Origin of the sequence: uncultured Parabacteroides sp. (genome assembly GCF_902493135.1) — a bacterium.
In the GTDB taxonomy this organism is placed as follows: Bacteria; Bacteroidota; Bacteroidia; order Bacteroidales; family Tannerellaceae; genus Parabacteroides.
Genome location: NZ_CABUOD010000004.1, coordinates 62,750 through 86,670, shown reverse-complemented (window position 1 = coordinate 86,670; position 23,921 = coordinate 62,750). Strand labels below are relative to the sequence as shown.

The 23,921-nt window shown below is 44.6% G+C and carries 24 protein-coding genes; 18 read left to right on the top strand and 6 right to left on the bottom strand.

Annotated elements, in window-relative coordinates; genetic code table 11:
• The first annotated feature begins 171 nt into the window (after positions 1–171).
• From RDN79_RS03105 to RDN79_RS03020, 18 genes are all read left to right on the top strand, one after another.
• On the top strand, positions 172–951 hold the full coding sequence (locus RDN79_RS03105) for a type III pantothenate kinase (protein ID WP_298551528.1): 780 nt from the start codon (positions 172–174) through the stop codon (positions 949–951).
• A complete protein-coding gene (locus RDN79_RS03100) occupies positions 938–2,227 on the top strand; it encodes a hypothetical protein (protein WP_308572871.1) in 1,290 nt (429 codons plus the stop codon). Before RDN79_RS03105 ends, RDN79_RS03100 begins: the two co-directional genes overlap by 14 nt.
• 29 nt (positions 2,228–2,256) lie before the next feature.
• The gene (locus RDN79_RS03095; protein WP_298551525.1) at positions 2,257–3,621 is read left to right on the top strand and encodes a lipopolysaccharide assembly protein LapB; all 1,365 of its coding nucleotides are present in this window, start codon (positions 2,257–2,259) and stop codon (positions 3,619–3,621) included.
• A gap of 2 nt (positions 3,622–3,623) precedes the next feature.
• On the top strand, positions 3,624–4,364 hold the full coding sequence (gene lptC / locus RDN79_RS03090; protein ID WP_298551523.1) for an LPS export ABC transporter periplasmic protein LptC: 741 nt from the start codon (positions 3,624–3,626) through the stop codon (positions 4,362–4,364).
• On the top strand, positions 4,364–5,620 hold the full coding sequence (locus tag RDN79_RS03085; RefSeq protein ID WP_298551521.1) for a hemolysin family protein: 1,257 nt from the start codon (positions 4,364–4,366) through the stop codon (positions 5,618–5,620). The genes lptC and RDN79_RS03085 overlap by 1 nt, the downstream gene beginning before the upstream one ends.
• A 97-nt stretch (positions 5,621–5,717) precedes the next feature.
• Positions 5,718–7,856 (top strand): SurA N-terminal domain-containing protein, encoded by a 2,139-nt coding sequence (locus tag RDN79_RS03080; protein WP_298551519.1) that lies wholly within the window; start codon positions 5,718–5,720, stop codon positions 7,854–7,856.
• Between the two features lie 111 nt (positions 7,857–7,967).
• Positions 7,968–8,999: a 23S rRNA (adenine(2503)-C(2))-methyltransferase RlmN gene (gene rlmN / locus RDN79_RS03075; protein WP_298551517.1), complete on the top strand. Its 1,032-nt coding sequence runs from the start codon at positions 7,968–7,970 to the stop codon at positions 8,997–8,999.
• Positions 9,000–9,059: 60 nt separating this feature from the next.
• Entirely contained in the window at positions 9,060–10,091 is a 1,032-nt protein-coding gene (locus RDN79_RS03070) for a DUF4837 family protein (RefSeq protein WP_298551515.1), read from the top strand.
• A 58-nt stretch (positions 10,092–10,149) separates the two neighbouring features.
• Positions 10,150–11,250 carry a 4-hydroxythreonine-4-phosphate dehydrogenase PdxA gene (gene pdxA / locus RDN79_RS03065; protein WP_298551513.1) on the top strand — a complete coding sequence of 367 codons (1,101 nt, stop codon included), beginning with the start codon at positions 10,150–10,152 and terminating at the stop codon, positions 11,248–11,250.
• Between the two features lie 313 nt (positions 11,251–11,563).
• The gene (locus tag RDN79_RS03060) at positions 11,564–12,034 is read left to right on the top strand and encodes an adenylyltransferase/cytidyltransferase family protein (protein ID WP_186928241.1); all 471 of its coding nucleotides are present in this window, start codon (positions 11,564–11,566) and stop codon (positions 12,032–12,034) included.
• 8 nt (positions 12,035–12,042) lie between these two features.
• Positions 12,043–12,771 (top strand): SDR family NAD(P)-dependent oxidoreductase, encoded by a 729-nt coding sequence (locus RDN79_RS03055; protein WP_298551760.1) that lies wholly within the window; start codon positions 12,043–12,045, stop codon positions 12,769–12,771.
• A gap of 7 nt (positions 12,772–12,778) precedes the next feature.
• Positions 12,779–13,666, top strand: coding sequence for a CDP-alcohol phosphatidyltransferase family protein (locus RDN79_RS03050; RefSeq protein WP_298551512.1), 888 nt, complete (start codon positions 12,779–12,781; stop codon positions 13,664–13,666).
• Between the two features lie 6 nt (positions 13,667–13,672).
• Entirely contained in the window at positions 13,673–14,500 is an 828-nt protein-coding gene (locus RDN79_RS03045; protein ID WP_298551511.1) for a lysophospholipid acyltransferase family protein, read from the top strand.
• Between the two features lie 98 nt (positions 14,501–14,598).
• A complete protein-coding gene (locus tag RDN79_RS03040; protein ID WP_298551509.1) occupies positions 14,599–15,786 on the top strand; it encodes a sigma-54-dependent Fis family transcriptional regulator in 1,188 nt (395 codons plus the stop codon).
• Positions 15,787–15,789: 3 nt separating this feature from the next.
• On the top strand, positions 15,790–16,302 hold the full coding sequence (lptE, locus tag RDN79_RS03035) for an LptE family protein (protein ID WP_298551507.1): 513 nt from the start codon (positions 15,790–15,792) through the stop codon (positions 16,300–16,302).
• Positions 16,303–16,305: 3 nt separating this feature from the next.
• Complete coding sequence (locus RDN79_RS03030) at positions 16,306–17,070, top strand: hypothetical protein (RefSeq protein ID WP_298551505.1); 765 nt, start codon at positions 16,306–16,308, stop codon at positions 17,068–17,070.
• 7 nt (positions 17,071–17,077) lie between these two features.
• Entirely contained in the window at positions 17,078–17,446 is a 369-nt protein-coding gene (gene secG, locus RDN79_RS03025) for a preprotein translocase subunit SecG (protein ID WP_186928235.1), read from the top strand.
• A gap of 175 nt (positions 17,447–17,621) precedes the next feature.
• Complete coding sequence (locus RDN79_RS03020) at positions 17,622–17,933, top strand: DUF4491 family protein (RefSeq protein WP_186928234.1); 312 nt, start codon at positions 17,622–17,624, stop codon at positions 17,931–17,933.
• Positions 17,934–18,104: 171 nt separating this feature from the next.
• Here the strand turns inward: RDN79_RS03020 and RDN79_RS03015 are convergent, their stop codons facing one another.
• The 6 genes from RDN79_RS03015 to RDN79_RS02990 all read right to left on the bottom strand — a co-directional run bounded on the left by RDN79_RS03015 (position 18,105) and on the right by RDN79_RS02990 (position 23,846).
• Positions 18,105–18,431, bottom strand: a complete 327-nt coding sequence (locus RDN79_RS03015; protein WP_298551502.1) for a hypothetical protein — start codon at positions 18,429–18,431, stop codon at positions 18,105–18,107.
• Positions 18,386–19,612, bottom strand: a complete 1,227-nt coding sequence (locus RDN79_RS03010) for a MalY/PatB family protein (protein ID WP_298551500.1) — start codon at positions 19,610–19,612, stop codon at positions 18,386–18,388. Before RDN79_RS03010 ends, RDN79_RS03015 begins: the two co-directional genes overlap by 46 nt.
• A 15-nt stretch (positions 19,613–19,627) precedes the next feature.
• The gene (locus RDN79_RS03005) at positions 19,628–20,494 is read right to left on the bottom strand and encodes a DUF3737 family protein (RefSeq protein WP_298551498.1); all 867 of its coding nucleotides are present in this window, start codon (positions 20,492–20,494) and stop codon (positions 19,628–19,630) included.
• Positions 20,495–20,500: 6 nt separating this feature from the next.
• On the bottom strand, positions 20,501–21,469 hold the full coding sequence (locus tag RDN79_RS03000; protein ID WP_298551758.1) for an alpha/beta hydrolase: 969 nt from the start codon (positions 21,467–21,469) through the stop codon (positions 20,501–20,503).
• Positions 21,470–21,576: 107 nt separating this feature from the next.
• On the bottom strand, positions 21,577–22,137 hold the full coding sequence (locus RDN79_RS02995) for a DapH/DapD/GlmU-related protein (RefSeq protein WP_298551496.1): 561 nt from the start codon (positions 22,135–22,137) through the stop codon (positions 21,577–21,579).
• Between the two features lie 119 nt (positions 22,138–22,256).
• On the bottom strand, positions 22,257–23,846 hold the full coding sequence (locus RDN79_RS02990) for a hypothetical protein (RefSeq protein ID WP_298551494.1): 1,590 nt from the start codon (positions 23,844–23,846) through the stop codon (positions 22,257–22,259).
• Positions 23,847–23,921: the final 75 nt, after the last annotated feature.

The window sequence follows — 23,921 nt, the reverse complement described above, 5'->3', positions numbered from 1 at the left end:
GTGTGTCCAAACCTCTTTATCACGATCTTTTAGGCACGGATTTCACTGATTTACACGGATGAATTTATTCTCTTTCCGTGTTTTCCGGGTAATCCCGTGCTTAAATTATGGCTATAAGTAAGCAGGATTTTGTTTTGATACGCTTCCTTTTTTATACTTTATGCCTTCGATATGTCTGTTATCTCATCATTTTTGTTTTTCTTTGCGGAAAAATTCAGACACGTGAATCTCATTATAGAACAAGGAAACACATCATCGAAGGTGGCTGTATACAACAAGAGGCATATGGAGGCTTCTTTTGTGTTTAAGAAATTCGACGTGGAAGTTATCTCTTCTATCTTTAAGAAATACCCGTTGACGAAAGGGATATTCTCGACAGTGATAGATAAAGACGACGAATTGGTTGCGTACCTGGAAAGCAATCTTCGGAATTTTGTGTTTTTGGACGAAACGGTGTCTCTTCCGGTTACGGTGAAATATAAAACACCGGAAACGTTGGGCAGAGACCGGTTGGCTGCCGCTGTCGGGGCTAATTATCTGCAACCCGGAAAGGATTTGCTGGTGATCGATGCCGGAACAGCCATTACTTATGAATTGATCGATGCTTCCGGTTCTTATTTAGGGGGAAATATTTCGCCCGGAATGACAACCCGGTTCAAGGCCTTGAATCAGTTTACGAAGAAATTGCCTTTAGTGGTCGAAAAGGAGGATATTCCTCTGGTCGGAACGGATACGGAAACAGCCATCCAGGCTGGAGTAGTAAATGGAATTGTGTGCGAGATGGACGGGTATATCGAAATGCTTCGGCTAAAATATCCTAACCTTTTGGTTTTTTTAACAGGCGGTCATTCGTTTTATTTTGAAAGACGGCTAAAAAACTCCATCTTTGCAGACATTAATTTAGTGTTGACAGGATTAAACAGAATCTTAGAGTATAATGTTGAAGATTAATAAGGTACTAATAACAAGCGTTCTTATATTCATACTGTTGCCTTTGATGGCGCAAAACAATACTAACTCGCCTTATACCCGTTTCGGGTATGGTGATTTGGGAGAACGTTCGTTCGGCGCAGGCCGAGCCATGGGCGGTGTAGGTTACGGATTACGTTCGCCAAAGCAGATAAATCCGATGAACCCGGCATCATACAGTTGCATGGACTCCCTGACATTTCTCTTTGATTTTGGTGTAGCCGGCCAATTGTCGTGGTTCGATGACGGGAATGCCCGTCAGAACGACATCAATGGAAATTTGGAATATATTGCCATGCAATTCCCGATTCATCGCCGGATAGCCTTGAGTATCGGTTTGTTGCCCTATTCTTATGTCGGTTATAAATTTGGCGCTTTGCGCAACGACCAGGGGGTTGTATTTACGGAAACTTATAACGGTTCGGGCGGTCTGAGTGATTTATATGGAGGTATCTCTGTGGATATTTGGAAAAAACGTTTGGCCGTGGGAGCCAATTTTGGTTTCCTGTTTGGGAATATCAAGCATTCGCAATTGATCAATATGTCTGCTGAAGGTACGGGTGCTTACAATACTTCTCGTAGCCAAGAGTTGAGGGTTCGAGATCTGATAATGGATTTCGGAGTGCAGTACACTCATCCTTTTAGTAAAACGGAAAGTGTGACATTAGGATTGGTCTTCTCTCCAAAAAGAAACTTGAATGCCGATTCTTATAATTATACAGAAACATTAACTTCAAGTGGATATACGGACGAGATTATCTCTTCTGATACGATATCCAATAAAGAATTCGGACTTCCGAATAAGTATGGAGTGGGTCTTTCATATGTGAAACAAAATAAATTAACGTTAGCAGCTGATTTTTCCTATGAAGATTGGGGAAAAATGCTTTACTTTGGGGAGAAAGGTAATTTCAAGAATCGTTACCGGGTAGCAGTAGGTGGCGAATATATACCGGATTATATGCGCAAATCATATTTCAGCCGGATTCGCTATCGTGCAGGTGTCCATTATGGAAACTCATATTTGCGTATGAATCGGACAGATGCCAATCCTTCCGGAGACGGTTATAACGAGATCGGGGCAAGTATCGGTCTGGGATTACCGTTGATTGATAACCGTTCGTTGATTAACATATCGTTTGAATATGTGAGAAAGAAACCGGAAGTGAAGATGAATATGATTGATGAACAGTATTTCCGTTTTACTGTGAATTATACGTTCAACGAAGCATGGTTTATGAAGTTTAAGGTCGATTAACTAAATAGTTAACTTTAATAGAAATAAATATGAAGATCAAAGTATTATTGTTGGCTCTCGGATGCTCGATGATGTCGTTCGGAGCTTATGCACAAAAAGGTGTAGATACTGGTACTCCGTTCGGTTCTGGTGAAGATAGCGTACGTTGTATTACCAATATCAGCTTGTTTGTCCCTTACGCCAAAGCAGGGAATTTCAAGGATGCTTATGAATTCTGGCATCAGGCTTATACCGAATGTCCGGGAGCCCATAAGGATATCTATCTGTATGGTGTGAAAATCATGGACTGGAAAATCAATACCGAGAAAGATCCGGCTAAGAAAGCTGCTCTTATTGATGAATTGATGAAGGTGTATGATACGCGTGTGAAATATTTCGGTAATGACCGGAAGTATGGTAAAGACTGGATTGTTGCTCGTAAGGCCGCTGATTATCTGCGTCTGATGGGTGATAAGGCTGATCCTAAAGTTATTTATGGTTGGTTGGGTGAAGTTGTGAATGAATTTGGTGAAAACACGGAAGCAATGGGTGTCTCTCTGTATATGATGGCTGCTCATCAGCAATTGATCGCTGATCCGAACTTCAAACAACAGTATCTGGAAGACTATCTTAAATGTTCCAAGATTATCGCTACTCAGTTGGCTGCTGCCCAGGCTGCAAATAATGAAAAGGAAATTAAGAACCTGACTACTTTCAAATCTGCCATCGATGGTGGTTTCGCAGGAAGTGGTGCTGCTGATTGCGAAACATTGCAGAATATGTATGCTTCTAAAGTCGAAGCAGCAAAAGACGATCTGCCTGCATTGAAAGAAATCGTATCTCTGTTGAGACGTGTTCGTTGCCAGGAAATCGATGCATTCTATACTGCTGCTGCTTATGCTTATAAATTGGAACCGAGTGCAGATGCTGCCTTGGGTATTGCAAAACAGGCTGTAAAAGCAAAAGATTATGATAAGGCTATTCAGTATTTTGAAGAAGCTGCCAATATGGAAACGGATGCTGTTTCAAAGGCTGAAGACTATTATCTGATCGGTGTACTGTTGTTCGAGCAGAACAATTTGTCAAAAGCAAGACAATATTGTCAGAAGGCCATCGAAACCAATCCTGATTACGGTGCTCCGTACATCTTGATCGGTAACATGTATGCTAAATCTGCTAAATCTATCTATCCGAATGATGCCGTATTGGCAAAAGTTGTTTATTATGCAGCTATCGATAAGTTTGAAAAAGCAAGACAGGTAGACCAGAATGTAGCAGAAGACGCCGGTAAATTGGCTAATACTTATCGTGCTCACCTTCCTTCTACGGAAGAAGTTTTCATGCATCCGGATTTGGAAAAAGGAAAAACTTTCAAAATCGGGGGCTGGATTGGCGAGACTGTCACAATCAGATAATTATGATTAAGAACCGTTTTCTTTGTAAAACGAGCGAACAAGGCATAACAACTATCTTAGTGGTAGTTGTTATGCTTCTTTTATTTACTGCCTCTTGTAATGGCGATAAGAAGGAGGTGGTCGTGGTTGCTTTCGATCCGGAGACAACCTATACATTGAGGACTACTGATTATACCACTCAGTTTTCCGATTCGGGAATTACGCGCTATCGGGCTACCGCCAAAGAATTTCTGAAATTTGATAAAGCTAAAGAGCCGTTCTCGTATTTTCCGGAAGGTATTTATGTGGAAAAATTCGACACGTTGTTTCGTACCGAAGCAAGTCTCAGGGCTGATACGGCCTATAACTATGAGAAGCAAGGCTTGTGGAAATGGGCCGGGAATGTAAAGGTGGAAAGCCTGGAAGGAAAAACGTTTGAAACGTCTCTTCTTTTCTGGAATCAGAAAGAAGAAAAAATCTATACGGATAAATATATCCGGATACAAGAAGAAGATAAGATCATTACGGGTATCGGATTCGAATCGAATCAGGATATGACTCAATATAAGATATTTAACTCTCAGGGGATATTCCCTGTCAGTGAATCGGCTGTAACCGATTCGACCAAAAACACAGTTCCGGCAGATACCGTATCTGTAGCTCTTAACCCTGCTGCGGCAACTGTTCAGCAGAAGAAACCTGCACAAACGGGAAAAAGGGCTCCGCAAGAATTGATACCGGTCAAGATGGATAAAACGAAGTAATGAGCGCACTTACATACATATTAATATCATTGGCTTTCTCTGCATTCTTTTCAGGGATGGAGATTGCTTTTATCTCCTCCAATAAGTTACGTTTCGAACTTGACAAAAAGGAAAAAAGCCTGACGAGTAAGATCCTGGATATATTTTACCGGAACCCGCATCAGTTTATATCTACAATGTTGGTCGGAAACAATATTGCCTTGGTTGTCTACGGTTTGCAGATGGCGATTGTCCTGGAACCGTTTATTGCGCGTGTGGTAAATAACGAGGCGTTAATTGTCTTGACTCAGTCTATTATTTCGACTATCTTGATATTGTTTGCCGGGGAGTTTATTCCGAAGACCGTTTTTAAGCTGAATCCGAATTTTTCGCTTACTTTGTTTTCGGTACCTTTGTTAATCATATACGTCGTATTGTATCCGATTTCTAAATTTTCATCTCTGCTCTCTTTTCTGATTTTGAAAATTGCAGGTGTAAAGAATGTGACCGGTTCGACGCAACGGACGTTGGGGAAGGTCGACTTGGACTATTTTATTCAGCAGAGTATTGAAGATGCACCTCAAAATTCGGATATGGATACGGAGGTGAAGATCTTTCAGAATGCACTTGATTTCTCGAATGTTCGTTTGCGTGATTGCATTGTTCCCCGTACGGAAATTGTGGCATGTGATAAGACGGCCGCTCTTGAGGAATTACGTTCCCGTTTTATAGAGACCGGACTTTCCAAGATACTTGTTTATAATGAAAATATAGATGATATTGTCGGATATATTCATTCTTCGGAAATGTTTAAAAATCCTGAAGATTGGACACAGAGCATCCGGAGCGTCTCGATCGTTCCCGAAACGATGGCTGCCAATAAATTGATGAAAGTCCTGATGCAGGACAAGAAAAGCATGGCTGTCGTGGTGGATGAGTTCGGAGGAACTTCGGGAATCGTAACCCTGGAAGACCTGGTGGAAGAAATATTCGGAGAGATAGAAGACGAACACGATATCAAGTCGTATGTCGCCAAGATGGTGGGAGATGACGAATATCTGTTGTCCGGTCGTATGGAGATCGATACGTTGAATGAGAAGTTTGACCTGGAATTGCCGGAGTCGGACGATTATGTGACGATCGCCGGTTTTATATTGCATTTTTATCAGAAATTTCCGAAGTTGAATGAAACGGTTGTAATCGATAAATATTCTTTTAAAATCATAAAAGTGACGGCTACTAAAATCGAATTAGTTCGTATGAAAGTAGTGAGTTAATTAAAAAAAGAGCATAAAAAGATGCGGCAATCTCTTTTTTTCGTATCTTCGTGCCCTTAAAATGTAGAATAATAAACTTTAAAATAGATAAAGATAAATGGCTACGCTGGAAAAAATCAGAAGCAAAGCAGGACTGCTGGTACTCGTTGTGGGGGTGGCATTGTTCGCTTTTATCATCGGTGACTTTTTGAACTCCGGTTCTACTTATTTCAGACAATCGCAGGAGAAGGTTGCGGAAGTAGACGGAGAAGTTATTAAAATTCAAGAATTTCAGGATCGTGTAGACGAAATGACTGAAATGTATAAAATGCAGACAGGTTCCACCAGTTTGCCCGAAGAATACCAGACTCAGATCCGTCAGTCTGTATTTGATGGCATGGTACAGGACGTCGTTTTAAATGAAGCAACCTCCGAATTAGGAATGGGAGTAGGTCCGGAAGAACTGTTCGATATGGTTCAGGGTGAAAACATTTCTCCGATGATCCAACAGATGCAGATGTTCGTGAATCCGCAGACGGGTGCATTTGACAAAACTGCATTATTAAACTTCTTAAAGACTATTGACGACGATAATATCGCCAACTATCCTGCCGATCAGCAGGCACAGTTGTTGCAGGCTCGCCAGTTTTGGATGTTCTGGGAAAAGAATATCAAACGTCAGCGTCTGGAACAGAAATATACGACTCTGTTGAGCAAGGCGGTTTCTGCCAACAAACTGGATGCAAAAGATGCTTTCGACGGTTCGGCTGTAAGTTCTGATATCGTTTATGCAATGCAATCATACGCTTCTATTCCTGATTCAACTATACAGGTAAGCAAGAGCGATATCGAAAAGTTGTACAATCAGCGTAAAGAGTTGTTCAAGCAAAAAGAAGGGAAAGTAATCAAATATATCGCTGTCGACATCCGTCCGAGCAAAGAAGACTATGATAAGGCAAGCGCTGAGATCGAATCTTTGAAGAGCGAGTTGGCTACTTCTGAAAAAGTGGCTGATTTGGTAACGGAAAATTCTGAAATACCTTATCTGGACGCTTTCTTTACAGAGAATGCGCTGGATCCTGAAATGAAACAATTTGTAAAGACTGCAAATGTTGGTGACGTGTACGGTCCTGTTTTCGAAAACGATAAATACAGACTGTTCAAACTGGTCGACAAAACCGTTGCTCCCGACTCTGTAAAGGTCAGCCATATCATGTTGGCAAATACAGGTGATGAAGCTGCTATCAAAGCAAAAGCTGATAGCTTGTTGAACGTATTGAAGAAAGGCGGCGACTTTGCTGCCCTGGCAAAGGAATATTCAGCTGACCAGGCTGCTGAAAAAGGCGGTGAACTGGGTTGGTTTACTGAAGCGACTGCTTTGAGAGGTGTAAATGATGATTTCAAAAAAGCTGTTTTCTCGACCCCGGTCAATGATTATTCAATTGTAAAATCCTTGTATGGTACGCATATCATCAAGGTTACCGATAAGACTGCAAATGTTGACAAATATAAGGTGGCTGATATCGATATGACCGTATCTCCGAGTACGAAGACTTATGGTAACATCTATAATGAATTGAACCAGTTCATTTCAAAGAACCAGAATATGGATAAATTGGATGATGCCGCTAAAGAAGCCGGTTACAATCTGTTGTCTAATGTGACGGTAACTGCTAACGACCAGTTGCTGGGTTCTATCAAGAATTCGCGTCCGGTAATCCGTTGGGCGTTCCAGAACGGCAAGGGCGATATTTCTGAAATCTTCGAATGTGACGATAAGTTTGTGATTGCTGCTATTCAGGGTACGTTGCCGGAAGGTTACCGTTCTTTGGAATCTGTTACTCCGATGTTGAAATCAGAGTTGATCGCTCAGAAGAAGGGTGAAAAGATCGCACAGGACCTGTCTGCTAAGAATCTGAGTTCTGTCGATGCTTATGCTCAGGCTATGAATTCTTCTGTAGATTCTGTTAAGTTCGTTAGCTTTGCAACACGCCGTATCGCAGGTATCGGTGTTGAACCGAAGTTGAATGCAATGGTTTCATTGGCTCAGAAAGATCAGTTGAGCGCTCCGGTTGCCGGTAACAACGGTGTATATGTATTTAAGGTTTACGAACAGAACAAGGATGCCAAGAACTATGACGAAGCAGCCGAAATCAAAGCATTGGATGCTTCTAACGCTTACCGCTTCGGTTTCCAGGCTATCCAGTCGTTAGTGAACAAAGCAGAGGTGGAAGATAACCGTATCCGCTTCTATTAATAGTTGAACTGTAGCGGCAGGAGAGACTGCCGGTCCATCATAGAAAACCGCCAATCGCAGTTGATTGGCGGTTTTTTTATATCTTTGCATGAAAGAAACAGAAGAAGGATCATGAGTGAGAAAAGACGTTTATTGGGAATGACTTTGGATGAACTGAAAGGGGTAGCTTCCGAAGTCGGACTTCCGGGTTATGCAGCCAAGCAGATGGCTGACTGGCTGTATAAGAAAAAGGTGACTTCTATTGCTTCCATGACGAATATAGCCGCGGCGAAACGTGCCTTATTGCAGGAAAGCTTCGAGGTGGGAGCCGTACCTTCTTGCGATTTGATGAAGTCGGTAGACGGTACGATCAAGTATTTGTATCCTGCCGGTCTCGGTAATTTTGTCGAATCCGTGTATATCCCGACGGAAGACAGAGCAACGTTGTGTGTTTCTTCCCAGGTGGGATGTAAAATGAATTGCCTTTTCTGTATGACCGGCAAGCAGGGGTTTACCAAGAATCTGTCGGCTAACGAGATCCTGAACCAGATACAATCCTTACCGGAAACGGAGAAACTGACCAATATCGTTTTTATGGGAATGGGAGAACCGCTGGACAATGTGGATGAGCTGTTCAAAGTATTGGAAATCTTGACCGCCTCTTACGGATACGCCTGGAGCCCTAAGCGGATCACGGTTTCGACTATCGGAGTCGCCAAAGGGTTAAAACGGTTTCTTGAAGAGAGTGAGTGTCATTTGGCAGTCAGCCTGCATTCGCCTTATCCGGGCGAACGGTTGTCCTTGATGCCGGTTGAAAAGGCTTTTCCTGCGCGTGATATTATCGAGACGATCAAACAATATGATTTTACGCATCAACGCCGTGTTTCGTTCGAATACATTGTTTTTAAAAAATTGAATGATGATCTTCAACATGCGAAGGCTTTGGTTTGTTTATTAGATAAAGTCCCTTGCAGAGTCAATCTGATCCGTTTTCATGCAATCCCCAATGTGCCGTTGGAAAGTTCGGACTTGGCAAGAATGGAGGCGTTCCGGGATACGCTGAATGCGGCCGGCATCGTTTGTACGATCCGGGCATCACGAGGAGAGGATATATTTGCCGCATGCGGGATGCTTTCTACGGCGAAGAAACAAGAAAAAGAATAGAAATGGTATCTTTTTGAGGGAAAAGAAACTATATTTGTATAACAAAAAAATTAAACGGGTATGAAAACACATTCTTTATTGATCAGCTTTTTAATGCTTCTTTTCATTATGGGAGCATGTAGTTCGGGTCCGGTGATGAGAAATGCTACCGGTTTCGCCTATGAAATTGTTGTGACGATGGATAAAGCTGACTGGGATGCCCCTGCCGGAAAGGCTATCAAAGCCGAACTGACTTCCGATATTCCGGGACTGCCACAGGCCGAACCCGCCTTTAAGATCACCTATGTGACTCCTGACCAGTTTAACGGTCTGTTGACATATGTACGCAATATTTTGATTGTCAAGATAGATAAGTCTCAGTATACGAAAGTTTCACTGAATTATGAGAACAATCGCTGGGCGAAAGGTCAGGTTGTGCTGGTATTGACGGCTCCCGACGATGATGCCATTCTTGAATATGTAAAGGCTCATCCGCGGAACATAGTCGAGTTCTTTACCAAGTGCGAAAGAAACCGTACGATCGGACAGTTGGAGAAAGAACACAGTCCGGTGGTGATGGACCATGTGAAGGACCGCTTCAATGTCATGTTGAGTGCCCCGGCAAATATGACTTATTTCCGTGACACGACCGGCTTTTTCTGGGCTTCCAATAATGCTAACACAGGGCGTACGGATATTGTCGTTTATGACTTCCCGTATAAGGATGCCGATACTTTCACGGCCGACTATCTGATTGCCAAACGCGACTCTGTCATGAAACTGAATATGCCGGGTACGTTTCCCGGATCTTATATGGCTACGGATACAGCTTGGGTGACTTATAGCCCGACAACGGTAAATGGTAAATATTGTGGTGTGCTCCGCGGTTTGTGGTACATGAAAGGCGATATGATGGGCGGTCCGTTTGTCAGCCATGCACGTCTGGACGAAAAGAATAACCGGGTTGTAGTCGTTGAAGGTTTCGTGTTTGCCCCGGAGACGGATAAGCGCAATTTTATCCGCCGTATCGAATCCGCATTGTACACCTTGCGCCTGCCGGGTGAATTTGAAGAAACACAGGTGGAGAAACTGGATATTCCTGAAGAAAAATAACAAAAATTTATGATTTGTAGTAGCGATAGGATAAATCATAAATCATAAATCAAAATATATGGAAGAACGATTGATTAAGGTGGGCATTACCCACGGAGATATAAACGGTATCGGTTACGAGGTGATACTGAAAACATTGTCGGATCCCCGTATTGCCGAACTTTGTACGCCGGTCATTTATGGCTCGTCGAAGATCGCCGCTTATCACCGGAAAGCTTTGGAGTTGCCTGCTGTGAATTTGAGCATTATTGCACAGGCTGAAGATGCCGGAATAAACCGGGTGAACATTATTAACTGTGTGGATGACGAGACTAAAGTCGAGTTGTGTCAATCTACGACTGTTGCCGGTGAAGCCGCTTATCTGGCTCTGGAGGCTGCCGTTACCGATTTGAAACGCGGCGTAGTGGATGTATTGGTAACAGCTCCGATCAATAAGCACAACATACAGAATGAACAATTCCATTTTCCCGGCCACACGGAATACCTGGAACAATGTTTCAGTGGTCTTGGAAAAAAGGCATTGATGATTCTGATGAAAGATAATCTTCGCGTTGCGTTGGTGACGGGACATATTCCATTGGCACAGGTGGCATCAAAGATTACTGTTGAAGACATTGTCTCCAAATTGCGTATTTTTAATCAGTCGCTTAAGCAGGATTTCGGAATCGTGCGGCCCCGTATAGCAGTCCTTTCGTTGAATCCGCACGCCGGTGATGCCGGATTGTTGGGTAAGGAGGAGGAAGAGATTATTATCCCGGCTATACAGGAAGCGGAGAAGCGGGGTGTGATGTCCTTCGGACCGTATGCTGCCGATGGTTTCTTTGGTTCGCAGATGTATGATAAGTTCGACGGTGTATTGGCTATGTATCACGATCAGGGCTTGGCCCCGTTCAAAACGCTGGCAATGGATGACGGTGTTAATTATACGGCAGGTCTATCGATCGTACGGACTTCTCCGGCTCATGGTACGGCTTATGATATTGCCGGTCAGAATGTGGCTTCCGAGGAATCTTTCCGTCAGGCCTTATATGCCGCTTTGGATATTTACCGGAATCGTACCCGTTACCGGGAGGCAACAGCAAACCCTTTGCGTAAGCAGTATTTTGATAAGGGAGGCGACAATGAAAAGCTCGACCTGACAAAAGAGGAAGGCGAATAACCTGAAGCTCGGAAATCTTTTAAATACTGAAAAGCCATTTCTTGCTTTATGGACAAAGTAGGAAATGGCTTTTTGTTTTTTGCCCATAGTCGAAAAGTAAAAGAGTGGTTGCTATTGTTGTAAATATCTGTATATTATTTTGTTATCTTGTGTTGTAGTACCCTTGTCTTTTATTTGAATATATAATTGTGGATATGAGGCAGAGAAGGGGGATGCCTAAACTGAATCAGGACAGGCTGTCCTTTTTCCTGTCATTTTTTTTTTGATAGGAAAAGTTTGTGTAAGTTTGCGGTTTCAAAAGGATATAAGTATTATGTTTAAGGATAAAACGATTGTATATACATCAGGGACATTCGATATGTTCCATTACAACCATCTTCGGATGATAAACTATGCCCGCAGCCTTGCGGATATTTTGATTGTGGGGGTGAGTACGGATGAATTGGTGTCCTCTTATAAGGCGAAGCCGATTATTCCTTTTACAGAACGTCTGCAAATCATTGAAGCACTGAAAACTCCCGATATTGTCATCCCACAACATACGTTGGACCATTCCGAAATAGTCAAGAAACTGAATATCGACGCTTTTGTCGTGGGAGACGACTGGTATGGCAAGTATGACTATTTGGAGGACTTGGGCGTCCAGGTGTTCTATTTCCCATACGGGACCGGAGTTTCCTCTTCCAATCTGAAGAAAACGATCCATGATTCATACGAAGCGAACTTGAAGTCTCAGCGACAGTCCAAACCTGAATCCGTTAAGGGCTTCGGTGAAAAAGAATAAGGGCGATGATGGAAAAATGGGTATTGATTACCGGCGGGACGAAGGGAATAGGCAAAGCGGTTGCCACTTGTCTGGCAAGAGCCGGGTACAGTCTGATTCTGACCTATGCTTCGGATGAGGAGGAAGCTCTTCGGGTCGCAAATAGTTTGCTGCAACAATATAAAGTAGATACTTATGCACTTCAAGCCGATATTTCCGACCGGAAGTCAATCGAAAAGATAGAATCGTTTCTAACTGAACGCTCTATGCGTTTGGATGCGGTGATCTTTAATGCCGGCCTGACCTGCCGCGATCCGTTTGAGGAACTGGATATGGCGGAATGGGAACGGGTCTTCTTTGCCAATGTGCATTTCCCTGTTTTCCTGTTGCAACGTATTGTCGGTTCGATTAATAAGGGGGGGAGCATTGTCTTTACCGGATCCCTGATGGGAATACAGCCCCATTCGGTTTCGCTGGCGTACGGTGTGACGAAGAGTGCCGTGCATGCGTTGGTGAAGAATATGGTGAAGTTCTTGGTGCCGTACGAGTTGCGTGTGAATGGCGTAGCTCCCGGTTTTGTGGATACCGAATGGCAGAAAACGAAACCCGCCGAAATACGCCGTAATATAGAGAACAAGGTTTCATTAGGGCGTTTCTGTGATCCGGGGGAACTGGCGGAAGTTTATAAAATGTTAGTAGAAAATAGTTATTTTAATGGCGAAGTGATCGTTGTCGATGGCGGTTATTCGTATAAATAGAAGATAAATGAGCGACTTGGATAAAGAGTACGAGGCTTCGTTGAAGTCGATAGAAACAGAAAATAAGATTGACCGGATTTTTTATCGTCCTATCGGTTTTCGTATCGCCCGTATGTTAAAGGGTACAGGTATTACGCCTAATATGGTGACTGTCGTATCTATTTTTGTAGGAGCGGCAGTCGGTTTCTTTTTTTATCATGATGATCTGATTTACAACGTTTGCGGTATCCTGTTGCTGGTGTTTGCAAATATTCTGGACTGTGTGGATGGACAGCTGGCCCGCCTGACGGGTATCAAATCGGCGATCGGTCGTATTTTGGATGGTTTTGCCGGGGATATCTGGTTTACGTGTATTTATGTCGCTTTCGCCCTTCGTCTGTCTCATGATTATGGAACGGACTGGTTCTTTGCATTGGCGGTTCTTTCCGGTTTGTCTCATTTAGTACAGGCGAATATCACGGACTACTACAAGACGCTTCATTTGTATTTCATCAGCAAGGATAAAGGTGCGGAGTTTCAGTCGTTGGAACAGGTTCGTGCCCGTCATAAGGAGATGAAATACGGTATCAATAAATTCTTCTATTTCCTCTATCGTGGCTATACGCTCTTGCAGGTGAAAGCCACTCCGTCCTTGCAGGGGATGCTTCGTAGCTTGCATGCACGGTATGGAGATGATATTCCGGAAGATATCCGTATCCGTTTCCGCAAGCAGAGCAAGGAGCTGATGCGCATGATAGACCTGTTGACTTTTAACGGACGTACGATCGTGATGTTCATCGTCGTTCTGGTAGGTGAGGTCTGGGTTTATTTCTTATATGAGATAATCGTATTGAACATCGTTTTGCTGCTTGCCATGAGGAAGCACGAGCAGATGTGTGCAACATTCTATAAATAAGGATTTATGAAAGAGAGCGTAGTAGACATACATGATTTACAGGAAACTGCCCCGTTCTTTAAAAGTCGTTTCGGCACTTTTCTGGGGAAAGTGCTGATCAAATGGTTGAGTGTCGATAAGGTAAACAAGGCCCATGCTCATAGTTGTCATTTGAGGGGGGCGGAGTTCACAACAGCCTTGCTGAACGATCCGTTGATCGATATCAAATATAATCTGCATAATGCCGAGGTACTGGACCACCTGCCCGAAGGCGCTTTCGCCACAGTCTCGAACCATCCGATCGGATCAATCGACGGGATCATGCTGATCGATATATTCGCTTCACGCCGTCCGGATTTCAAAGTGATGGTAAACGGCGTACTGACCAAAATCGGGGCTATGGGAGATAATTTCGTGTCCGTCAAGCCTGACTCCAACAATCAGGGGGCCAATCTGAAGAATATAAACGGGGTCCGTATCTCCCTGCAACAACTGAAAGAGGGGCATCCGATGGGCTTTTTCCCTGCCGGGGGAATCTCGATGTATAATAAGAGGACGAAGAAGATACAGGATTTGCCTTGGACGCACAGCGTGATTCGTCTGATCCGGAAAGCGAAAGTGCCCGTATATCCTGTTTATTTCGATTTCCTGAATTCCCGCTTTTTCTATTGGCTGGGCCGTATCGACTGGCGGATCCGTACGTTGCGCATACCGGCCGAAGCCTTTAACAAGCGCGGACGTACAGTCGACGTTTACATCGGAGAGCCTGTTTCTCCCGAAGAAATCCAAAATATTGCCGACGACAAAGACCTGGCCGAGTTTTTATATCAACGGACGTACGGTGCTAAAAAATAACAAACCCGTATAGAAACCGCCTGCAGATTCGGTTAATTGAATTAAGATTTGTAATTTTGGCAGATAAAACTGAAATAATTACAGATAATAGAAGAAATATGATAAAGGTGGACGTGCAGCAGATAAAACAGCGTTTTGGAATTATCGGCAATAATGCCGTGCTGAACCGGGCTATAGATGTTGCCCTACAGGTCGCTCCAACAGATTTGTCTGTGCTGATTACCGGTGAAAGTGGTGTCGGTAAAGAAACTTTTCCTCAGATAATACATCAGAACAGTCCGCGTAAACATGGGCAATATATAGCCGTGAACTGTGGCGCTATTCCGGAAGGCACGATCGATTCTGAGTTGTTCGGGCACGAAAAAGGTTCTTTTACAGGTGCGTTGTCCGACCGTAAAGGCTATTTCGAGGTTGCGGATGGCGGGACGATTTTCCTGGATGAAGTGGGAGAGCTGCCCATACCCACACAGGCACGTTTGTTGCGCGTCTTGGAGACGGGAGAGTTTATGCGTGTCGGTTCATCCAAAGTCCAGAAGACGAATGTCCGTATCGTTGCGGCGACGAATGTCAATCTGATGCAAGCCGTATCGGAAGGGAAATTCCGTGAAGATTTATTTTATCGTCTGAGTACGGTTCCTATCCAGGTTCCTCCTTTGCGCGAGCGAGGGGAGGATATCATTTTGCTTTTCCGGAAATTTGCCAGCGATTGTGCAGAGAAATACCGGATGCCGCCGATCCGTTTGGATGAGGAAGGCCGCCAATTGATGCTTTCCTATCGTTGGCCGGGGAATGTCAGGGAACTGAAAAACATAACGGAACGTATTTCTGTTATCGAGGAAAACCGGGATATCACCGCTTCCGTGCTCCGTCTGTATTTACCCGACCTGAATGTCGAGAAATATCCGGTCCTTGTCAAGCAGGACCCCGATCAGAAGATTTTCAACAGTGAACGGGAGATTCTATATCAAGTGCTGTTCGACATGAAAAAAGATGTCAACGAACTGAAGAAGCTGGTACACGACATCATGGGAGGCAAGATGCCGATCGAGGTGCCGGAAGAACCGGCGGCTTACCCTCATCCGATCCATGCCGTCCATCCGGTTCCTTCCATCCAGGAAGCCGAAGCTGTGGAAGAGGAGGAGAGCCTGTCGTTGGAAGAGGTCGAGAAAGAGATGATCCGGAAGGCATTGGAAAAACATAACGGTCGCCGTAAGAATGCCGCTGCCGATCTGAAGATATCGGAACGGACGCTTTACAGAAAAATTAAAGAATATAATCTGGAATAAAAGATGTTGAAGAATAATAAGATATGGCTTTTCTGCCTGATCGGGTTGATTGTGACGGCTTGTTCGATTTCTTATAAGTTTAATGGTGCTTCTATCGATTATACGAAGGTCAAGACGATTACGATCAAGGATTTCCCGAATCAGGCTCCGTTAGTCTATCCGCCCCTTTCGCAAAAATTTACGGAAGCGTTGAAGGATATTTATATCCGTCAGACCCGTTTGCAGTTGGTGAATAGCAACGGCGATTTGGATCTGGAAGGTGAAATTACCGGCTACGACCTGACTCCTATGGCCGTAAAAGAAGATGCGTATGCGTCGCAGACCAAGTTGACGATTACGGTTCGGGTTCGTTATTCCAACCGGGTGAATCCTGACGAAGATTTCGAGCAGAGTTTCTCGGCTTATCGTGAATTCGATGCTACTCAGATGTTGCAGCAGGTACAGGACCAGTTGTCGGAAGAGATCATTGACGAGCTTGTCGATCAAATTTATAATGCAACGGTTGCCAACTGGTAAAAAATGAAAGCTGCTGATTTATATCGACTGATGGAGAACCCGGCCCTGCTGACTGAGGAAACACTTCCGCAGTTAAAGCAGATCGTCGATGAATTCCCGTATTTCCAGATTGCCAGGATGCTTTACCTGAAGAACCTGGCAGTCTTGAACGATATACGTTTTGGCGCAGAATTAAAGAAGATGGCGATCTATGTCCCTGACCGTAGGAAGTTGTTCACACTGATAGAAGGTGAACGGTTCGGTTTGCAGCTCCAGCCTGAGAAAGAGGAAAATCCAGCCCGTGAAGATGCTTTTTCACTGATCGATGCTTTCCTGTCCAATCGCGAGGAGGAAGAACCGAAGGCGGATGCGTCTCTTCTGTTCCAGCCGTCCGTTTCGTCGGATTACATCTATTGGTCACTGACAAAGGAAAATGGGCAGGCAGAGGAAAAAGAAGAGGAAGTCCGTTTTCAGCACCACGATCTGATTGATTCTTTTATCAAAAACGAAGAGCAGAGGGTTCCCGGAAGTGGTCTGAACTTGGATATGGAAACGACTACCGGAGCAGCTGCTCCCCGGAATCTGGCGGAGTTGGAGGAAAGCCAGCAGAAACCGCTGGATGATTCCTATTTTACGGAAACATTGGCTCATATTTATGTAAAACAAAAGCGATATGAGAAGGCATTGCAAATAATTAAAAACTTAAACTTGAAATATCCAGAAAAAAATGTTTACTTTGCAGACCAAATCAGATTTCTGGAAAAGTTGATTATTAACACTAAAAAATAAAACAAAGATGTACGTATTTATTTCTATCTTAATCCTGATCGCATCTATACTATTGATCTTGATTGTATTGATTCAGAACTCGAAAGGTGGAGGTCTGGCTTCAGGATTCTCTTCTTCCAACCAAATTATGGGGGTACGCAAAACCACAGACTTTCTTGAAAAAGCAACTTGGACCCTTGCCGGTACTGTTGTTGTTTTAAGTATTGTCATTACTGCTTTTATTCCGAGAGCTCAGCACACGACTCAGTCTGAAATCAAAGAACAGATAAATAATGCTGTAACAATCGATCCGAATACGGTTGCTCCAGACTTTGGCACTGCCCAGCAGCCTGCAACAGCTCCTGTTTCTTCTGAAGAAGAAGCTCCGGCTAACTAATCGGAAACGGATTCTCGATATAATGGAGAGGCATTCTGCAACAAGGATGCCTCTTTTTTGTTTTATTTGATAGAATTATCAATAAGTGGATAGATATATTTTATCATGGGCGATACATATTTCTTCGTATCTTTGTCTCAATAGGCAAAATGCCTGTCTTAAATTGTAAATAAATATGGAATTGATTAACTTTGATGGACTGTTAATAGGCATTGCGACCTTTCTGATTATCGGGCTCTTTCATCCGGTCGTAGTAAAAGCAGAATATTATTGGGGTACGAAATGCTGGTGGATCTTCCTCGTTTTAGGAATAGTGGGAACGGTCGCTTCTCTGCTGATTGAAAGTGTTTTTGTTTCGGCTATATGCGGAGTATTCGCTTTCTCCTCTTTCTGGACGATAAAGGAAGTTTTCGAGCAGGAAGAACGTGTACTGAAAGGCTGGTTTCCTAAAAATCCCAAGCGGACTTATCCGGAGCATAAGCCTTAATCGAGCTTTTTATGGCTTAATTAGTGTTTGAGCGTCGCCACCATGATAACCGGATTGTCATCCTCTTTCAGATTTTCCAGTATTCTGACCAGTTGGTTTCGCTTTTCAGGGAGAAGAACTTCAGATTGCTTCAGTTCATCTATATCAACCTGTTCCAGCAGGTCGAATGCGTTATAGGCGCAGATCCATTGCCGGTCTGTCGTGCTGGTGGGGTAGAAGGGAAGGCCGCCGCACAGGTCGTTGGTAAAGTGGGGGGACGTCGACTTTCCGGTATTTAGTCATAAATCCTTCTACAATTTCTCCTTCCAGTTCGAGCGACAGGATATCACCGCTTTGTTTGTCTACGCGTAACAGGAAAGCCGACAAGTCTTTTCCCACATCTATATAGAGATAATCTTTTGTCTCCAATAAATCGAATGCAAAGATATATTTGAAATAGTCGGAGTTTTTCCCTATTTTATACATGGATTCGGCATCCGGTCGTTTGCCGCAATGCATGATGTACCCCCATTATGTGGTATATTTTGAATAAAATCCCTGAACCGCTTTAACCCTTTTATCAAAATGGAGCGGGGACAGGCAATGTTCCAGCGCATAAAACTTTCTCCTTCCACGCCGTACATGGTTCCGGCGTTCAGCCACAGTTGGGCTTTTTCCACTAATAGCTGTTCCAATTTTTCCGACGTTATGTGAAGCATCGAGCAGTCCATCCAAACCAGATAAGTGCCTTCCAGTGTAGTGATCGGGAAATCCGGCAGATATTTCCGGCAAAAGTCTTTCATGCACCGGTAGTTCGATTCCAAGTATTCCGTGAGCGCATCCAACCATTCTTCTCCTTCATTGTAGGCGGCTATCGTAGCTTCGACACCGAAAGGGTTGACATCGCACACCTCGTTGATGTTAATCGCCTTGTCTATTTTCCGGCGGATGCTTTCGCTTGCCGAAATGATGTTGGCAATTTGTAATCCGGCAATGTTGAACGCTTTGCTGGGGGACAGGCAGGTGACGGAATTTTGCAGGAATTGTTCTGACAGAGAGGCGAACGGTGTGTAGTTGTGCCCCGGATATGTTAGTTCGCAGTGGATTTCATCCGAGATCACCATTACACCGTTGCGGAGGCAGATATCTCCGATCTGCAACAATTCGTCGCGGGTCCATACTCTTCCGGCGGGATTGTGAGGGTTACACAACAGTAGGATTTTAGCCTTCGGATCGGCTGCTTTTATTTCCAGATCTTCGTAGTCGATAACGAATGTATCGCCGAGGCGAATCAGTGGGTTGCTGATGCATTGGCAACCGTTGTTGCGGATGGATGAGAAGAAACAGTTATAGACGGGTGTCTGGACCAGCACATTGTCGCCGGGCTCAGTCAAAGCCTTGATGATGGCAGAAATGGCCGGCACAACACCGGATGTATAGATGATCCAGTCTTTTTGTATCGTCCAGCCGTGCCGGCGTCCGAACCAGTTTGCCACTGCTTTGTAATATGAATCCGACACGCGGGTATAGCCGAAAATACCGTGCGAAACGCGTCGTTGCAAGGCTTTGACGATGGCGGGAGCCGTTTGGAAATCCATATCGGCTACCCACATCGGCAATACATCGGTATTTGTGGCGCTGTCCCATTTGTAGGAGTTCGTGCCGTGACGCGGAATTATTTTATCAAAATCGTATTCCATGTCGTACCTCATGTTTCAAGCGGAAAAGCAGGAACGGCGGTTCCATAACTTTAGTTTGCAATCAGCAGGAGCCTTGATGTTGTTATCGATGATGATCTCATCGTAACTTTCGGCCGTGATGCATCCGGTGCACGGATTTTTCACGCTGCGTATCGGGCTGTTGATGGTGGCTTGCACGGAACTGCATTCGAAAGCGAGGTCGCAGTCGTCTGCCATCGTACAGTTTTCCATCACCAGGTTGTGGGCGTAGCAGAGCGGTTGCGTACCTGAAATCTTACAATTCACCAAGCGCAGGTTTTTGGAATGCCAGCCTAAGTATTCGCCGTTGAGTTCTGAATCGTAGACTGTTACGTTCTCGGTGTTCCAGAAAGCGTCTTTCGAGTGGATGATGGCGTTCCGTATTTCGACGTTCTTGCAGTATTGGAACGAGTAATTACCGTTCTGTGAATAATTCTCGATACGGATATTCTCGCTGTGCATGAACAGGTAGTCGGCTTTGTCGACCTGCACGTTCTTGATTTCCACGTTACGACAGTGCCAGAGGGTTTCCTGTGCATTGGGGATCTGGACGTTTTCCAACCGGATACCGTCCATTTCGCGGAACATCTTCGGGGCTTCCACTTTAGTTCCGGTCATCACGAGATTTTTCGAATACCACAATGCTGCACGTGCTCCTTCGGTAAAGAGACAGTTCCTGACTGCGAAGCCGTCTACATGCCAAAACGGGTATTTTCCCTCGAAGCGGCAATCGACTGCTATAATGTTAGTGCACTCTTTCAATGCGGACTCTCCGGCGTGGATCGTCACGTCATTCAATTGGAGGTCATGGGTGGCGAACAAAGGACGTTCGCCACCGAATTCGGTATGTTTAATCTGTTGCATATTTTGTTATTTCAAATATTCATGGAAAAAATGTTCGATTTTGTCGAACGGAATTACCGACAGGTTGTCGTATAGGTCGACATGGCTGGCGTCGGGGATGATCAGCAACTCTTTGTTGTCACCCGTCAGTTTCTTGAATGCGTCTTCGCTGAAATAGCGGGAGTGTGCTTTCTCGCCGTGCATCACGAGTACGGCGCTGCGGATTTCGTCGCTATAGGAGAGCAAAGGCATGTTGATGAACGAAAGAGCCGATGTCTTGTTCCATCCTCCGTTGGAGTTGAGTGACCGCTTGTGATAGCCGCGGCTGGTCTTGTAATAGTTGTGATAGTCTTTTACGAACCAGGGGACATCGTCGGGCAGTGGGTCGACCACTCCTCCGGCGAGCGCGTATGAGCCGTTCTTTGCGTCTACCGTACGTTGTTCGTTGAGCTGGCGGCGAAGTTCATAGCGCTGGTCGGCATTCATGGAGTCGAAATAGCCGTTTGCGTTTACCCGGCTCATGTCGTACATCGTCGAAGTGACCGTGGCCTTGATACGGGTGTCGATTGCAGCAGCGTTGATCGCCATGCCGCCCCATCCGCAAATGCCGATGATACCGATGCGTTCGGGATCGACATCATTGCGGGTAGAGAGGAAATCCACTGCTGCACAAAAATCTTCGGTGTTGATATCGGGAGAGGCGACATAACGAGGCGTTCCGCTACTCTCTCCGGTATATGAAGGGTCGAAGGCAATGGTTAGGAATCCGCGTTCGGCCATAGTCTGTGCGTAAAGGCCAGACGCCTGTTCTTTCACGGCTCCGAAAGGGCCGGATACTGCGATAGCCGCCATTTTCCCGTTCGCATTCTTCGGTATGTACATATCGGCGGCAAGTGTGATGCCGTAGCGGTTGCGAAACGTTACCTTGCTGTGATTCACTTTATCACTCTTCGGGAAAATCTTATCCCATTCTTTCGTCAATTCTGAATCTTCCATTTCTATATTCTTTTTACCAGTTTGGATTATATCTTTTTCAACTATCCTGTTTCCTGCCTCTATTGTCGTGACTCCTGCCATCAACAAAGCCAATGTGATTATTCTTTTCATATCTCCCGTATTAATTTGGCCGGTACGCCACCAACAATGGTATTGGCCGGTACATTTGTTTTTACTATCGAACCTGCTGCAATGATGGCATTGTCACCGATCGTCACCCCTTGCAGGATGGTGGAGCTGGAACCTACCCATACATTCTTGCCCAGTACAATGGGGGCGGGCTGCATGGAGGTACGCTTTTCGGGAGCGATTTCGTGGTTGAGGGTGGCGAACACCACATTGTGGCCTATCAGGCAATCATCGCCGAGCGTCACGCCTCCATGATCTTGGAAATGGCAACAAGCGTTGATGAACACATTCTTCCCGATCGTGATGTTTTTTCCGAAATCCGTATAAAACGGAGGAAACACCCGAAATGAAGGATCGACAGGTTTCCCGAAAAGCCGTGACAGTAATTCGCGCACTTCATCGGGAGTATGGTACACACTGTTCAGTTCGAAAGTAATACGTCTCGCTTCATCGCTCATAAGATCCATGAAACTATAAATCTCTTTCGTGTCGAGCGGCTTGCGCTCCTTCACATGTTCCAAAAATGTTTTTAATTCCATATTTTCAGCTATTCGTAATTTATCAAAATGTTTATTGAATCTGTTGCATTGAACTTTTGCAAAGGTCGGCATGTATTCTTTTTTTCTTTGTAGATAAATTACCGATATTATGCCCAGGATTACAGTTTCTGCTGATATACGGGTTGGTCTGCGTCGTCTGCGAAATTCCTGTTGGTGTTTCCCTTTTTTGTTTCCGACAAAATCTCCCGGAGGGGGATATTTGTTAGTTTGCTTTCGATCCAGGCTGTGAAATCAAAAGTTTTGAGAAGTTGTTTTTCATATTTGTCCTGCCGGATACGCGTTATATCTTTTTGGTATTGTGACCACAACTTTTCCCGGTCTTTTCTATAGATGGGCAAGGGGTGGGCCATAAGGAAGCGGAAAAGTAGTTTTTCGGTGATATACACCTGCTTCTCGTAGCCGATCGTCCGCTTGATGGAGCTTATTTCATTTGCGAAAAAGTCATAGTCTCCCAGTTCCGCCTGGATAAGGAGGTTGATGAGGCGGGCTGTTTTGTAGGACGGTAATGTGTGGAAGGACTTGTCGGAGCCGAGTATCTTTTTCATACTCTTGCGGGCTTTTGCCGGTTCTCCCAGGCAAAGATAAAGGATGGAAGAAGAGAGGGCCAGTTTTAGCCGGGTTTCCGGTCCGGTCATGACTGCTTTCTTTGATAAAAAATCGGTATAGGTTTCGGCAAGATGCGCTGCCGCATCGAATTGTCCGGTGTTGAGCAATCCCGAAAGTTCGTACAGGTAGCCGCGGGCTTGCACTTCCATCAGGAACTCTGTCGGGTAGTTACCCGTGCCGATCTCTTTTAGTTTGGATAGGAAGAAAGGCATTTCCCGGTATAATCCGGCAACATGGAGGCTGTTCAATACTCCCTCTATGGCGCTCAGGTAGTAGATAGGCGGATTGAGGATCAGATGGCGGTTCGCTTCGAAAAGCTCGATCAGTTCCTGATAGAAGCGGATCGCCGATTTATAGTTTCCGGTATTCAGGTAGTAGGTTGCCTGGAACAACAGGTGAAGTTTGCGTGCCTCGAATCCCTGGTAGGAATGGTTGGCAATCAAGTTCAGTTCGCTTAAAACAAGATCGTTCAGGTTATCTTTCTGTTTGTTCGAACGGGCGTACCCTTTATAGGTGATACGGTATTTCAGGATATCGTATAGTTGTAGATGGAGGTTTGTGTTGCGGGCATATTTCATCACGTCGTTGATCTGCATCTGCTTACCGACCAATTCTTTCTCGCTGATGCCTTCGAAACCGAGCGTGCTCAGATATTTCAATTCCGTACGGTAGATCAGGAGGAGGAGCGGATCGTTTTCGTATGTAGCGGCCAGCTTCTTTGCTTTTTCCAATTCGGCAAACGCATTGTCGAAAAGTTCCCGTTCGAAAAGGATACCGGCTTTTGTGATATAATTGAAAATCGTCGTCTGTATGTCCTGTTTCTCTTTCAATTGGACGAGGCAATCCAACAATACCCGGTAAAGATGTTTGGCTGCCATCTCAAAGCTTTTTTCGTTCACTTCGCTGCAAAACTTCTCGTATATCTGCTCGGCGGAGAAACCTTCACAGGCCAGGCCGTATAAAACCATATAATGTTTATCCCCGTTTTGCAGGTTGGTATAGAGTCGGATGTATCGTTTTTCCGCTTTGGAAAGCGACTGGATCAATAGGATGATCTGGTTGAGTTTTGTGGCCTGCTTCATAAACTTATCTGCTTGTCTGTAAGTTATATTTCTGTGTATGTTTGTTACAAAAATACGATTTGGGTTTATCTTTTC